We start from the raw sequence: 16,050 nt of genomic DNA on the forward strand, positions 1-16,050 counted from the left end.
CTTCACTTTGGTTTGCGTTTTTCGTTGCAGCCCGCCGTGTCAGTGGGTGCGCATTATAGGGAGATCTAAACTTTGATCAAGTGTTTTTTTGAGAAAACTTATAAAAACAACTTAAACGAGCAAAAATCATTCTAAAACAACCAAAACCACAAGCTTTGTCATCATTTTTTAATCAAAATGTCATGACTTTTCGAAAAAGGAATTTAAGTATTGTACAAATTTGAGAAGTTGCAAGAAATTTCTCGGCGCGACTTCACCGCACCGAGAACAAAAGACTCTAGTAGAGTAAGCTGTATAATTTTCTACGGAAGGTTGCTGCTGTCGCGTCACCATCAGGCAAAGACGCGATAATATCTAAAAACCCCTTTTTGGCTTCGCCAAAAGATAGGTCTTTGCTCAGGACCTTAAACAAAGACGTTAGCGCTTCTTCTTTCTGGCCTGCATCTACTTGTGCCTGTGCAAGCTCACATAATAACGATAAATCATTCGGATTTTGCTCTACCGCTTGCAGTAGCTTTTTCACCTCAGGGGATTCTTGTGCCTCTTGTGCTTGAGCTAACTTCGCTTGTAAATTGTGGTAATAGGCATCATGTTGATCCTCAGGGATCGTTGCGAGCAAAGCCGCTGCATCATCTGTTTTCTGTATTTGAATACAGATATCAGCAAACACCAAATTCACTCTCGGATTCCCTTTAGCTAAATCATAAGCCTGTTTTGCATGCGAGTAGGCCCCATTGAGATCTCCAGAAGTCAACGCCTGTTTAGCTTGATCCAATAAGATCAGCTCTGGTGAAGGTAAATGTTCAGTCAGTACTTTAGTGATTTCTTCTTTTGTTTTAGCACCCGCTAACACATCAACTGGGGAGCCTGCTTTTAAAACCACCACAGTTGGAAGCGCCTGTAGCCCAACTTGCTGTGCAAGTTGACCTGCTAAAGCCTGTTGTAGATCGCAATCTAGTGTAGCAATAGTGATGCTGCTACTATATTGCGTAGCCAACTCATCTAAAATGGCTGCCTGTGCAATGCAGTCAGGATGCTGGGCACTATAAAAGCTTAGCAACACTAAATGGTCTGCAGATGAAGATGAAAGTACCTGCTGAATGTTTTCTGGCGTTAATGTAATTTTGTTTTCCATAATGGGGCATTCTTAGTTGCAATTCTATTAGCTATATGGTGACTTGTTTTTCGTTTACAAGGTAATTATATAGAACTATTTGCTTTTTCCTTTGTTAGTCGACTTTCGACGTGTTTTTCTATAACCGCCTTTCTTTTTAAAGGGACTTGCTGTTTGAATACCTTTGAGTGGATCAGTATTTAGCGTCTGAGACAACCCGACTAACTCTGCCAATTCATTCTGCAATGGCAACATAAACTGATTATAAGAGGCAGCTTTTTCGGCGATATTAGTTAGCTGAGATTCCCACAATGCCGTTCTATCTGGTAGCGACAAATCTACTGGAATAGTGTTAATAAGGCCTCTTCCAAGATCCGTCGATTTAATTAATTTACCTTCTCTTGTTAAAAATCGCCTTTTAAAAAGCAGCTCTATTATCCCAGCTCTTGTTGCTTCCGTACCTAAACCGTCTGTTTCTTTGAGAACCTTTTTGATATCACCATTCTTTACAAATCGAGCTATACCTGTCATCGCACTGAGTAACGTAGCTTCAGTATAAAACTGGGGGGGCTGAGTGTGCTTTTCTATTATCAGTCCATCGATACAATGCAATGGCTCTCCAACATCAAGATGTGGCAACTGCTTTTTTTCGTTCTGCTCTTTCTTATTTGATTTAAAAAGAACTTTGAATCCTAAGTTGATAACTGTATCAGCTTTGGCGATAAACGTGCCTCCTGCAATCTTTAACTGAGCTTTGGTTTGCGAGTATTCATAGGGCAGGTAAAACTGAGCCAGATACTGCCTGCAAATCAATCCATATACCTGTTGTTCTTGATGCCCCAACTGTGCCGTTTTGAGGTTTTTTTTGGTGGGAATGATAGCGTGGTGCGCTTCTACTTTTTTATCATTCCAACACTTCCCCTTGATATTTGGATCAGCGTTCTCAATATGTTGCTTTTCTTCACCTTGATTGTTCAATATTGCAGCGAGAATGTCATTACGCTCAGCATAGTGGTCATTTGGTAGATACCGATTATCAGATCTTGGATATGTAATGAGTTTGTGCTTTTCATATAAAGACTGGCAGATGTCTAACACTTGCTTTGCTGACATTGCAAAGCGTTTATTTGCATCAATTTGCAATGATGAAAGATTATAAGGTAACGGCGGGTTTTGCTTTTTTGGTATTTTATCCAAAGCGATGAGATCTGCAGGTTTGTCTTTAATTCGACCTGCAACATTTTCTGCCAGCGATTTGACTAACACTCGCTTTTCTTCATCCATATACGGCAAGCAAGCATCACTGGGCACCCATTTAGCGTCAAATTGCTCACCACCTGTTTTGCGAATTACAGCTGTTACTTCGTAAAATGGTTTAGAAACAAAGTGTTTTATTTCCTCATCACGACGTACCACCAAACCAAGCACTGGAGTTTGAACTCGCCCAACTGACAATACTCCTTGTATACCCGCTTTTTGCCCAGCTAAAGTAAAAGCGCGGGTTAAATTCATACCGTATAACCAGTCAGCTCTGGCCCGCGCCAATGCTGAAACACTCAATGGAACAAAGTCTGCGTTCAGTTTTGTCTGGCTAAGTGCCTTTTTCACCGCACTTGGGTTTAAATCACTGATCAACACACGTTCAACAGTCGCTTTTTTCGTTTTGGAAAGTTTAGCTTCTTGGATAACCTCATCAACAAGCAACTGACCTTCCCTATCTGGGTCGCCAGCATGAACTAGTATTGAAGCTTTCTTTATCAATCGCTTCACTGTCGATAATTGCTTTTTCGTTTTTGGTTTGGCTTTAAACTTCCACTCTGAGGGTACGATCGGTAGATCTTGGATCAACCATTTTTTATAACGCTCATCATAGTCTTCCGGCTCAGCTTGCTCTAACAAATGCCCAATGCACCATGTAACACAATCGCCATTTCCGAGTTCAATAAAACCATCTTGCTTTTTATGCGGTTTTGGAAGGACGTCGGCAATGGCTCGACCAAGGGAAGGTTTTTCTGCAATGTAGAGCTTCATAAACGCCAATAACTGTATATTTTTACAGTTATTCTAGCCAACTCCATCCAACAAATCTAGATGTGTTCTTAATTTATCAGGATGAGTAGCTTATTGTGCTAATTGAATTGACAACAAGCTACTCAAAATTTCACCCCTTACGTTTTTAATAAGCTCAGCTGGCTATGCTTCTGTTCAACTAGTTGCGTCATAGCACTGGCCGCGTGCTCTACATCATCTGCGTACTTAGCTAATTCACGTGCAGCGTCGGAAATATTAGTGGTATTGGCATTAACCTCTTCTGTAACCATGCTTTGCTGTTCAGCAGATGTAGCTATTTGCGTTACTTCATGCGAAATACCGTGGAGCTCTGTAACTAAACCCGCCATAATTTTGGCAGCTTCACGACACAATACCGTTGCCTCATTGCCTTGTTCTACCGTTTGCTCGATAATTTGCTCAGATCCGCGGATCTCGCTTTGTAAATTTTCGATCAAGGTACTGATATCATCTGTTGAAGCTTGTGTCTTTGACGCAAGTGCGCGTACTTCATCAGCTACAACCGCAAACCCTCTTCCTTGCTCGCCAGCACGCGCAGCTTCAATAGCCGCATTTAATGCCAATAAATTAGTTTGTTCTGCAATAGATCTAATTACATCGAGTATTTTCGAAATATCCCCACTGCGTTTTGCAACTTTATGAAATGCAGCTTGCGCAGTTGATACTTGAGTGGCTATTTCTTCGACGGTTTCGGTTGTCGTAACGATACTCTGTTCACACTCCCTCACTGTGCCGACTGCACCATCGGTCGTGGTTGCTGCCTGTTCAGATGCCCTAGCAACTTCGCTTGCCGTCGCACTTAACTCGTTAATAGCCGTGACAACATTATCAATTTCAATATGCTGATTAGATACCTTATTTTTAATGTTAATTGCAGCTTCTGTCGTTACATATGACTGTTGATATGACTGCTCAGCAAGACCTTTTAAATCAGCTATCATAGCTCTCAATTTGTTCGTAAAAACATTGAAACCATTCGCTAAAGAAATAAGCTCGGCATGATGTGTGACTTCTAAACTATGCGTTAAGTCCCCTTCACTAGAAGCGAGGTTTACAATTCTAGCTTCTATGTGGGACAGAGGTTTCGTTATGGTGTTTATCAAAAAGATGCTTAGGGCCAAAGCCACTGAAATCACAATAAACCCGAGCATTAGCAACCAAAGTCCAAAATCGCTGGTTGATTGATGCAGTTGTTGCTCAATCCTATACGCTGACGCAAGCACTTGCTGCTTTGGAACTTCGATCACCAGTGACCATGTCTTGTTTGCCAATTCAATTTCAATTGATTTGGCAAAAAACACCTTACTTTCCGTTTCTGCATAGCCACCTTTTTGGTGCAATGTACCTAGCTTATTTGCCAATGACACATCTAAAACATCACTCAGAGGCTCACCCAATTTATCTGCGTTATGGCTCGCACCGGCAATTAACCCCAACTCACTCAATAAAAATACTTTGCCTTTGCCCTGATATAAATTGTTTGAAAGCTCTTCCACCAGTTTTTGCAAACTAGGCAAATTGACATCAACTCCGATAATGCCTTTAAAGCGCCCGTTCTCACGTATAGGCACAGTCAGAGAAGTCATCAGCATTTCTCGACCAGGCGAAATTTCATATAGATAGGGTTCCATAATACATGGCGCATTTATATCTCTCGCGCACAGATACCACTCAGCTTCACGTATACCAAATTGGTTGCGCGCTTCAGCATATTTTGCGTCAGAGGACTCTACAATGTGTTGCGTGACACCGCCGCTATCTCTAGTAAAGTACATTTCGAGCGCCCCACTTCCGGCAACAGAGTGTGACGCTCCCGATATGTAGTCCGTATCATTTTTATCGTAGCCATTTGGTTCGTAGTGCACATAGATAGAAGAGACGTTTGCGCTTTTTTCAAGTCCACCTCTAAGTAAGGATTGCATATCACTTCTGCTCAGTGGCGAGATATATGTAGATTCAAATGATCCTGCCAGCGTGTTTGGCACTCGATAAGCTGCATTTAAAAATCCGGCTATTCTCTGTCCATAATATAGCCCCTGAGCTGTCAGTCTTGCATTTATTTCCTCCAGCATTGCAGAGTGAACCTCGTCACTTTGCCTGTTATTTTCCTCTTGCAAATGTAACCAAGTCGTCACCACTAGAATCGCTATTACCGCAATAACTAATGTTGTTACAAAGAGCATGAGTTTATTTTTTATCGATACTTGCTGCATACGCGACCTTAAGAAATTCCGTCTATTTTCGTTGGGAACAAGGAGTATTTAACGTTTTAAAAACTACCAACTAAAGTTAGCTGACTAAATAATAATAGTTTATTTTACTACAGAAATATTAAAGAATAATTGAAGGTAAGTTTTTGAGCTGAATTTTGCAAGAATAAATTGAGATAAGCGTGGAGGCAGGAAAAAACGATAATTAGTTAAATATTAGAATTGGTGGACGATCAGCAGTTGGGTGCCAAAGACACCCAACTCGAAGAAGGCTTTAATCTTCTTCTATTTTGTCTTTTCCCGTTGTCTTGTCTGTAGAGTCAATGCGGTGATGGATAGCCGATTTTATCAACATATACCCACTGATTGGAGCTGTTATAAGTAAAAACAAAGAAATCAAAATTTCTTTTAAACTCAAACCGTCACCGTACTGACTATAATGCGCCATTGCAGCAAATAATAAACAAGCCATACCCAGTGTCGTTGCTTTTGTCGGGCCATGCAAGCGCATGAAAAAGTCAGGCATTTTTACCAACCCGATTGACCCAACTAAAACTAAAACACCGCCCATTAAAAGTAAAATCGAAATAACTATGTCCACTTTCTCAGCCCCTATTCAATTATGTCGCCGCGTAATAAGTATTTACATACAGCAACGGTACTCACAAAGCCGAGTAACGCAATTAATAATGCGGCTTCGAAATACAATGACGTGCCCATATTCATGCCGTATAGGATAATAAGTGCAATGGTATTAATGTACATAGTATCCAATGCCAGTATTCTATCTGGAACTGATGGCCCTACAACTAGACGCCATAAATTCAGTAACAACGCCAAGCCTATCATGGCAAAAACAATTAAGATGATCGTATCTAACATTCAAAGATCTCCTTCAGTGGCGCTTCATAACGGGATTTAATTGTTTCAATCAAGGTCTGCTCATCATCCAGATCTAAGACATGGATCAATAAATACTTTTGGCAATCCGCCTGCTCACCTTCCAGTGTTTCTGGCCAAGGGTACACTTCAGCACTCACTGTACCTGGCGTTAACGAAACCGTACTTGCCAAAATGGTGATTGGCATTGCCTCATGTAAGTCTAAAGGAACTTTTACAAAGCCTGGTTTCAATTTTTTAGTTGGCCCAAGAATTTTGATAGCAACCTCAATATTTGCAGTCAAAATATCGTAAAGAACCAACATCAAATGTCTTAACGCCCTAAATGGCCTAACGACCAGTGGCTGCTTAGTTCTGAAAGGGTGAGTTATAAGCGGTATTACAATCGCTAAAACTATTCCCAATATAACATGTCCTAGCGCCACTGTATTATTAAGCAGTAACCAAACGGAAAATAGCAATAAGCTTCTAAAAGGCGTTGGTAGCCATTTATATTTAGCTTCAAGTCTCATTTACCTGCCCCCTAATACATGTTGGATAAGGCCGTAAAAATTATGTAATTCAACTGCTGCAAATTGTGCGTAATCAGTAACCGGACCAGCGAAAATCACCATCAGTGGCGAAGCCGCAACGAGCATTAATACTGCAACAATTTGCACTGGATGTGCCTTTTCTTCGGTATTTGCCTCACCCTTACCTGTATGGTGCCAAAACACGGTGCTTCCCGCTTTTGAAACTGAAACCAATACTGCTAGGCTTGCTATTAGGTATATTGGCCAAAACCAGTGTCCATGGGCAGATTCCAATGTTGACTCTAATATCCAAACTTTTCCGATAAACCCTGAAAGTGGTGGCATCCCAATCACAGTAACCGCCGCAAAAATAAACGCACCACCTAAAAATAGAGGCTGTGCTACTGGACGACCCGCTGTAATACGATCACTTACTTTGCCCCTTTGTTTGCCTACCAAATCTGCGATTAAAAATAGCGCTGCGGATACCAGCGTCGAATGCACCAGATAATAAATTGCTGCTGCACTGCTATCTACTGTTTGCGCAGCAACTAAAGCAACGAGGGTACCCACCGAAACCACAACAAGATTCGCAATCATTTTACGTAGATCTTGGCTCGCAAGAACCCCAATGGCACCCATAACGATGGTAGCCAATGCCAGCCACCACAGCCAATGCTGTGCCATATGACTTAACTCACCCGCCTGTTCGCCAAAAATTAGCGTGTACACGCGCATCATGGAATAAACGCCAACTTTAGTCATAATTGCAAACAAAGCTGCCACAACAGGCATAGCTGTTGAATATGTATTAGGTAACCACAAATGTAATGGTAACAGCGCGCCTTTTAATGCAAAGACAACCAATAACAGTAGACCACCAATTTTTGCCAGGTAAACATCATCACCTTGCAACTCCATCACGCGCGTTGCCATATCGGCCATATTGAGCGTACCTAAGGTACCGTACAGAATACCTAACGCGATGAGGAATACAGATGACCCCACTAAGTTTAGTATCACATATTGCAGTGCTGCTCGCGTATTACGCTTGTCGCCGCCATGCATAAGTAGCGAATATGAAGCAATCAACAGTACTTCAAAGAACACAAAGAGGTTAAAAGCGTCGCCAGTTAAAAACGCGCCGTTTACACCCAACACAAGGAAATGTAATAGCGGATGGAAAAAACTACCTTGCTCATCATCTCCGGCACAGCTATACAACGCACAGACAAGCCCCAAAAACGATGTCAATGAAACCAATAAGGTAGATAGTGGATCAGCTACGAGGACGATGCCAAAAGGGGCCGACCAATCACCTATCGCATATACCTGAGTACTATTGCCTTTGACAAATGCTAACAATGAAACAGATACGGCAGTTGTGAGCAACCCCATAAAAACTGAAACATAACGTCTAATTTTTAAGTTTTTCCCACACGGCGGCATTAACATTAAAATTGCCGCCAACATAGGCAGTAATACAGGTAAAGAGGTTAAATGTTGACTCATGCCTTACCTTGCTCCTTGACCTGACGCCCTTTAGTTTTGGTTTTGTCAGGTACTACACCATTTACGTGGTCGTTACCTAAGTCTGCACGACCACGGATCGCTAAGATAACCACAAAAGCTGTCATCGCAAAACCGATAACAATTGCCGTAAGCACCAATGCTTGCGGCAGTGGATCCGCATATGTTTCACTGTAACCTAGCACTGCGGCCTGATTCATTGACAATCGACCTGATGCAAACAGAAACAGGTTTACTGCGTACGAAAGCATGGTCAAACCTAGGACCACAGGAAAGGTCCTCGCTCGTAAAATCAAAAACACTCCGCAGGCCACTAATAGACCTACGCATGAAGAATACAAAAGCTCCATTAAATATTCACCTCTTCTTTGGGCGCATTCGCAGTCACTTTACCAAGGCTTGCCAATATCATTAACGTTGCTCCTACAACGGTTACATATACGCCTAAATCAAATACCAACGCACTGGCCAGCTCAATTTCACCAATCAATGGAATATCAAAATAGTCGAACCAAGTTGTTAAGAATGGACGGCCAAAGGCCCAGCTACCCAACCCAGATAACATCGCTATTGCAATACCAGAGGCAATGATTTTACGGTAATTCAAAGTGAATCGTTCTGCTATCCAGTTTGAGCCATGGGCAATGTACTGCAAGATAAACGCAATTGCAGTGACAAGACCTGCGATGAAGCCTCCTCCCGGTAGATTGTGACCTCTTAGGAAAATATAGAAAGAGACTAATAACGCCAGCGGTAATAGGCTTTGCGAAATTGACGCTAGCAACAGTGGATAGCGCTCTTTAGCCCACGGACGACCTTCCGAATCACTGCCCGGCATGAACAGAGGAAGGTGAATGATTAGCTTATAGATACCCAGAGCAGCAATACCCAATACGACTATTTCACCCAAAGTATCAAAGCCCCTAAAATCTACTAAGATGACGTTTACAACATTTGTGCCACCACCACCTGTTTTAGCATTTGCCACAAAGAAGTCTGAAATAGACGACAATGGTCTGGTAATGAGTGCGTAACAAATACTACCAACAATCACACCAATCGCAGAGGCAACCCCTAAGTCTCTTAATGTTCTAATCGAGCTCGATTCTTTAGGTGTTTTTTGAGGCAGGAAGAATAACGCTAACATCAGCAAGATAATGGTTACTACTTCAACAGTAAGCTGAGTCAGGGCTAAATCGGGCGCTGAGAAACGTGTAAAGGCGACAGATACCATTAAACCAACCACTGAGATCATCAGCAGTGCCACCATACGCGTACGATGCCAAATAACAGTACCAATTGCACCAATCATCAATAGACCCGCACCGATCCCATTGTGAATGTCTACAGGTGTAAGCGCATTTTCACCAACAAGTTGACTCATTTCAAACAATGGCCAACCTGCACTTAAGAGTACAACCAACAGCATCAGCATCAAATAGCGTTGCAGTGAACCATTTTCGATTGCGCTAATTTTGTTTTGACTCCAAGTAACCACTGAGTACATCGTTTTTTCAAAACCTTTTTTGGCATTGATAGGTGGCAAAGATGCTTGAAATTGGAATAGATACTTACGCTGAGTGTAAATCAATAAACCACCACATACCGCTATGGCACTCATTAATAGTGGCAGGTTTAGTCCGTGCCAAATTGCGATGTAAAACTCTGGAGCTTCACCACCCAATACCGCGCCTGATGCCAATCTTAATATGCCGTCTACTACAAAGTTCGGGAACATACCTACGATCAAGCAAAGTGCTACTAAGATTTCAATTGGCACACGCATATAGCGCGGCGCTTCGTGCGGCTCTTTTGGTAAATCTACCGGATCACCATTAAAGAATACGTCATGGATGAACCTAGCTGAATAGGCCACCGAAAATGCAGCAGCAATGGTTGCCAAGATAGGTATTAACCAAGACATAGAGCCAAGCAATTGCTGATGTAGCGTTTCTGCAAAAAACATCTCTTTAGATAAGAAACCATTAAGCAGTGGCACACCCGCCATTGAGGCCGCCGCAACCATGGCCAAAGTCGCGGTATAAGGCATAAAACGCCACATACCGTTTAATCTTCTCATATCACGAGTACCTGTCTCGTGATCTATGATCCCTGTGGCCATAAACAACGATGCCTTGAAGGTGGCATGATTAATAATATGGAAGATAGCCGCCACAGTTGCCAACTCAGTATCCAGCCCAAGTAACAGTGTAATAAGACCGAGATGACTGATCGTCGAAAATGCTAAGAGCCCTTTCAAATCATGCTTGAACAATGCGATATACGCGCCAACAAGCAAGGTTATTAACCCGGTTAATCCAACCAAAATAAACCAAATCTCGGTGCCAGCTAATGCTGGGTAAAAGCGCGCAAGTAAAAATATTCCTGCTTTTACCATAGTTGCAGAATGTAAGTAAGCACTCACTGGCGTAGGCGCAGCCATTGCGTGAGGTAGCCAGAAGTGGAAAGGGAATTGGGCAGACTTAGTAAAGGCACCCAAAAGCACAAGTACTAGTGCAACTTCATACAAGTTATGAGCTTGAATAAGCTCTCGACTAGCAAGTATGATATCTAGGTCATAGCTACCAACAATATTACCAATGAGTAGCAAGCCGGCCAGTAACGCTAGACCACCACCACCAGTAATAGCCAGCGCCATTTTAGCACCTTTACGTGCTTCTGACTTATGCCACCAATAACTGATCAATAGAAATGAGCTAATGCTGGTCAGTTCCCAGAAAACCCATAGTTGAAGTACGTTATTTGACATCACAATACCCAGCATAGCTGTCATAAACAGCATTAAGTATGCGTATAGCTTGGGCATAGAGTCATTTTCACTTAGGTAATAGCGAGCATAGAAAATCACTAGTATACCGATACCTAAGATCATAAATACGAATAAAAGTGCCAATCCATCCAATCTGAATGACACATCAAGATCGAGTATAGGCACCCAATCTAGCGTTGCGCGAACAGCTTCCCCAGCAAACACTGCGGGAGCTAAATCAATGGCCAACAAAAGGGCCACAGTGGGTGCAATCAAAGTGATTGCAGTCGACTGATTGCGAGAGAGTTTACCTGTAAATGAAGAGAGTAAACTGCCTAACAAGGATATCAAGGGTATCCAAAGCAAAGTCATAAAGAAGCCTTATATCTTCGATGCCGTTCATTACTATTAAATGCACGTTATGATTACGTCATGGCGATCGTGTTCTGTTTATTTTTTACGTGCATTTTTATCACACATAACGTCTACCAGTTATACTTTATTAGTGTTTGACTTGTCTAGGGTTTCACATACTAGCTGTTCAATTAATAGGCAAGATTAACAAACAATTCAGATCCTGTTCATAAAAGGTGCCCCCATTTAACCCTGACTAGTCGTTTACAGATAGCGCATTCAAATAATTTTGATAATCACTAGGTGCTAATAAAGTTTTATCCAATGACTTTAACCATAATCCTAAATATTGGTTTGACAAGTGGATCTCATGATATTCCATCTTTGATACTGCGCGCTGAGGTTTATGTGATGGCAACTTTCCAAACTTGCATGTTTCACTCTGATACCAACCTTTTGGGGCGTTTTCACCCACGTATAAATTGGGCGCTTTTAGGCCCTCAGTCGCACAGAGCCAATTGGCTTTACTTGCTGAAACTGGGTATTCGTCTTCAAAGTAGGTAAAATGCATCAGTTCATGAATAAATAACTCAAATCCATTTTTACTATTCAATGCCATAACCCCGTGGCGCACATTGGCCAGGCCAGGTTTATCTGTCATGATCACTAAGTGCCGCGCTTGTTTTGTAATTCGTTGCCCTATTAAGGGTTGTAAGTCACAACGAATAAACTCTTTTACTTTTCCTTCGCACTTTGCGAGATCACCAACATAATAGGGTTCAGAGAAACAATACGGTAACGCTGTGGCAAATGAGCTGTTCATATACTTAGATTTTAGCCATGTAAGCCGTTCAACACTTAGTAACGACTCAGCAAGTAAAACAACCTTGTGCTCACACTGCATACTTTGCTCTTGGCGGCCAAATACAGAAAAGCCCAATGTGTCTGCGCTATCAATATCAATTTCGCCTACAGGTTTACTTTGAACCATTGCATTTAGTGTCGAATATGGCTCTATCTCTCCAAATCGCTTCAACACACTGTTCATATAAGAAAACTGCTGTTGCTGCCTCAGCAGTTCTAATAAGCGTATATGGGATGATCTCGGTGCATGGCTCCAGTGCTGTTCAAGCACTAGCAACGCTTGTTGATGCTGATCTTTTTCAATGAGTCTAATTGCCCACTCAAACGCAAAAAAATCATATCCAGAGCGCCGAAGAGCCAAAACTTGGCTATTGCTCAATCGCTCAGGTGTCTGTTTTATTCGCTTGTAAGCAACACTGCCTAAGTTAAAATCTGACTCGGCTTGCGCGACAAAGGCGGCTATTTTCTGTGGGGTAAGGTCTTTAATATAAGTAAATTGTTGGCTGCTACTGGGCACAGCCAACAATATAAAAATGATGCCAGCAATATACTGACGAAACATCATTTAACCAGCGCTTTTTTGTAAAAGCGCTTGCCTAAGCAACTGCAACTCTAGTTTTGCATATTTGTGTTCTACAAACTCATATACATTAGTTGCCAACGTCAACCTAAAATACTCCGCAGCTTTCAAGTCGTTGCCTGCTCGAAGATGACGCTTGGCTATATAGAAATAGGCTTCACAAAGTCGCTCAGCATATTCCTTCTGCGACTGAACGCCTTGGGTAACGCCTGCAAGAAACTGTTCTTCATTTAGTTGATTTAAGTACAGTTGAACAATTTGCGTTGACCATGCAGAAGGGCTCAGCTTTTGGCTGTTAATTGCCAATTGCTCTTTAGCAACAACCGGATCAACGTCATTTTGAGCTAAAAACAACCATAATACTCTATAAGCATCGTCGTCTGCACTTGCCAAAAATCGCGTAAAATCGTCTACAGCAAGTTCGGCCCTATCTCCGTAATAAAGCGCAATACCTCGGTTTAAATATGCGTATTCATAACTTTCATCTAACTCCAATACGGAGTCAAAACGCTCATATGCTTGGGTAAACTCTTGACGTAAAGTGTGATGTATTCCCAAAAAATTATAGGTTTCTGCCAAATCTGGCTTAAGCTTCAAAGCCCGATTGAAGTCGATTTGTGCTAATTGAGGTAAACCCAAGCTATCGTATAGTTTACCGCGTATGTGGTATAACTCTGCTCTTTGAGTTCGCGTCAACTCTGGGCTATTGAGTAACTCACTGTACCGAGCCACTTCAATTTGAGCGCGTGGGTCTGGTTGCAATGGCTCAGTAAATGGGATTGGCAACAATGGCAGCATGGCACTATGCTCACCAGCTTTTTGCGTGCTCTGACAGCCCAATAAGCTTAATCCTAACAATGGTATTAATAAAAATCTCAAGGTACTTCCCTCTATGGGCCAGAAAATTGATGATGTCAGCCATTAAAGCACAAAAAAAGGGGCCATTCAGCCCCTTTTAACGAAACTTATTGTTTCTTTACAGAAAATTACTCACCTTTTGGAGCTTGCTCTGCTGCAGGCTCTGATGGCTCTAGCGCTTCTTTGATACTTAAGCGAACACGGCCTTGGCGGTCAACTTCCAGAACTTTAACTTTAACTTCTTGACCAACTTTTAAGTGATCAGAAACATTGTTAACACGCTCTTTGCTGATTTGAGAAATGTGAACTAGGCCATCTTTACCTGGTAAAACATTTACAAACGCACCGAAGTCTACGATACGGTTTACTTTACCGTTGTAGATAGTGCCAACTTCTAGTTCAGCAGTTAACGCTTCAATGCGAGCAATCGCTTCTTTAGCGCTGTTGCCGTTAGTTGCAGCGATCTTAACTGTACCGTCATCTTCGATTTCGATCGTCGTATCAGTTTCTTCAGTTAGCTGACGAATTGTAGCACCACCTTTACCGATAACATCAGCAATCTTCTTCGGTGGAATATTCATTGTATAAATACGCGGAGCAAATTCAGAAAGCTCTTGTGAAGGCGCTGCAATTGCTTGGTCCATTACGCTCAGGATGTGCATACGAGCTGCTTTCGCTTGACGTAGAGCAATCTGCATAATTTCTTTCGTGATACCTTCAATCTTGATATCCATCTGAAGTGCAGTAACACCCGCGCTGCTACCTGCAACTTTGAAGTCCATATCACCAAGGTGATCTTCGTCACCAAGGATGTCTGAAAGAACAACGAAGTCTTCGCCTTCTTTAACTAGACCCATAGCAATACCAGCAACAGATGCTTTAACAGGTACACCTGCGTCCATAAGAGCAAGTGAAGTACCACATACAGATGCCATTGAAGATGAACCATTAGATTCTGTAATTTCAGATACAACACGTACTGAATATGGGAATTCTTCAAGGCTTGGCATTACCGCTTGAACACCACGCTTTGCAAGGTTACCGTGGCCGATTTCACGACGTTTTGGAGAACCAATGAAGCCTGTTTCACCTACACAGAATGGAGGGAAGTTATAGTGAAGCATGAAGTGATGCTTGTGAGTACCTACTAGGTCATCCATCATTTGTGCGTCACGCTCAGTACCTAGAGTAGCAGTTACTAGTGCCTGAGTTTCACCACGAGTGAAGATTGAAGAACCGTGAGTACGCGGAAGTACACCAGTCATCACGTCAAGCGCACGAACCATATCCGGTTCACGGCCATCAATACGCTTTTCACCAGCGATGATGCGACCACGTACGATTTTCTTCTCTAAAGAGCTGAATAGTTTACCAACTTCTTGCTCGTCTAGCTCTTCGCCTTCAGCAAGTTCAGCAGTTAGCTTTTCAATTACTTCAGCTTTTGCTTCAGATAGAGACTCTTTACGCGCTACTTTGTCAGTAATAAGGTAAGCCGAACCAACTTTCTCTTCTGCAATTGCAGCTACTTTGTCTGCAAGTGCAACGTTTTTCTCAGGTGCAGTCCATTCCCAAGCTGGTTTGCCAGCTTCAGCTTTAAACTCTTCAATTGCTTTGATGATAGCTTGAGATTGATCGTGACCATAAACAACCGCACCTAACATCTCTTCTTCAGTTAAGATTTCGGCTTCTGATTCAACCATCAATACTGCATTTTCAGTACCAGCTACAACTAGATCTAGCTTACTTTCAGAAAGCTCTTTTACAGTTGGGTTAAGTACATATTGACCATCGATGTAACCAACACGAGCTGCACCGATAGGGCCATTGAATGGCACACCAGAAATAGCTAGTGCTGCAGAAGTACCGATCAACGCAACCATATCAGGTTGAATTTCAGGGTCCGATGAAACAACCGTCGCAATTACCTGAACTTCGTTTACAAAACCATCTGGAAATAGAGGGCGGATAGGACGGTCGATTAGACGTGCAGTCAATGTTTCTGAGTCTGAAGGACGACCTTCACGCTTTAAGAAACCACCTGGAATACGGCCAGCTGCGTACATTTTTTCTTGATAGTTTACAGTAAGAGGGAAGAAGTCCTGACCAGGCGCAGCTTCACGCTTACCAACAACAGTAACTAGTACTGAAGTATCACCAATGCTTGCTAAAACCGCACCGTCAGCTTGACGCGCGATAGCACCAGTTTCCAGGGTCACTGTATGTTGACCTAATTGGAATTCTTTAATTATTGCTTGCACAAAAATATTCCTTAAAAAATATATTAAAAC

At 42.2% G+C, this 16,050-nt stretch carries 12 protein-coding genes; all 12 read right to left on the reverse strand.

Going from position 1 to position 16,050, the window contains the following annotated elements; all coding sequences use genetic code 11:
* Nucleotides 1-277: 277 nt before the first annotated feature.
* Entirely contained in the window at nt 278-1,135 is an 858-nt protein-coding gene (locus N483_RS19385) for a tetratricopeptide repeat protein (protein ID WP_023397679.1), read from the reverse strand.
* A gap of 75 nt (nt 1,136-1,210) precedes the next feature.
* The gene (locus N483_RS19390; protein WP_023397678.1) at nt 1,211-3,145 is read right to left on the reverse strand and encodes a DNA topoisomerase III; all 1,935 of its coding nucleotides are present in this window, start codon (nt 3,143-3,145) and stop codon (nt 1,211-1,213) included.
* A gap of 137 nt (nt 3,146-3,282) precedes the next feature.
* Complete coding sequence (locus N483_RS19395; RefSeq protein WP_023397677.1) at nt 3,283-5,397, reverse strand: methyl-accepting chemotaxis protein; 2,115 nt, start codon at nt 5,395-5,397, stop codon at nt 3,283-3,285.
* 271 nt (nt 5,398-5,668) lie between these two features.
* Nucleotides 5,669-5,995, reverse strand: coding sequence for a Na+/H+ antiporter subunit G (locus tag N483_RS19400; RefSeq protein WP_023397676.1), 327 nt, complete (start codon nt 5,993-5,995; stop codon nt 5,669-5,671).
* 11 nt (nt 5,996-6,006) lie between these two features.
* Nucleotides 6,007-6,276, reverse strand: coding sequence for a K+/H+ antiporter subunit F (locus tag N483_RS19405; RefSeq protein WP_023397675.1), 270 nt, complete (start codon nt 6,274-6,276; stop codon nt 6,007-6,009).
* Nucleotides 6,270-6,806 carry a Na+/H+ antiporter subunit E gene (locus N483_RS19410; protein ID WP_023397674.1) on the reverse strand — a complete coding sequence of 179 codons (537 nt, stop codon included), beginning with the start codon at nt 6,804-6,806 and terminating at the stop codon, nt 6,270-6,272. The genes N483_RS19405 and N483_RS19410 overlap by 7 nt, the downstream gene beginning before the upstream one ends.
* The gene (locus tag N483_RS19415) at nt 6,807-8,318 is read right to left on the reverse strand and encodes a monovalent cation/H+ antiporter subunit D (protein WP_023397673.1); all 1,512 of its coding nucleotides are present in this window, start codon (nt 8,316-8,318) and stop codon (nt 6,807-6,809) included.
* Entirely contained in the window at nt 8,315-8,686 is a 372-nt protein-coding gene (locus N483_RS19420; RefSeq protein WP_023397672.1) for a Na+/H+ antiporter subunit C, read from the reverse strand. The genes N483_RS19415 and N483_RS19420 overlap by 4 nt, the downstream gene beginning before the upstream one ends.
* Nucleotides 8,686-11,478 (reverse strand): monovalent cation/H+ antiporter subunit A, encoded by a 2,793-nt coding sequence (locus tag N483_RS19425; RefSeq protein WP_023397671.1) that lies wholly within the window; start codon nt 11,476-11,478, stop codon nt 8,686-8,688. Before N483_RS19425 ends, N483_RS19420 begins: the two co-directional genes overlap by 1 nt.
* A gap of 238 nt (nt 11,479-11,716) precedes the next feature.
* Nucleotides 11,717-12,889, reverse strand: coding sequence for a hypothetical protein (locus N483_RS19430; protein WP_023397670.1), 1,173 nt, complete (start codon nt 12,887-12,889; stop codon nt 11,717-11,719).
* Nucleotides 12,890-13,783, reverse strand: coding sequence for a lipoprotein NlpI (gene nlpI / locus N483_RS19435; protein ID WP_036975066.1), 894 nt, complete (start codon nt 13,781-13,783; stop codon nt 12,890-12,892).
* A 107-nt stretch (nt 13,784-13,890) separates the two neighbouring features.
* A complete protein-coding gene (gene pnp, locus N483_RS19440) occupies nt 13,891-16,020 on the reverse strand; it encodes a polyribonucleotide nucleotidyltransferase (protein ID WP_023397668.1) in 2,130 nt (709 codons plus the stop codon).
* Nucleotides 16,021-16,050 lie beyond the last annotated feature (30 nt).

Source organism: Pseudoalteromonas luteoviolacea NCIMB 1944 (genome assembly GCF_001625565.1).
Classification (GTDB): domain Bacteria; phylum Pseudomonadota; class Gammaproteobacteria; order Enterobacterales; family Alteromonadaceae; genus Pseudoalteromonas; species Pseudoalteromonas luteoviolacea_F.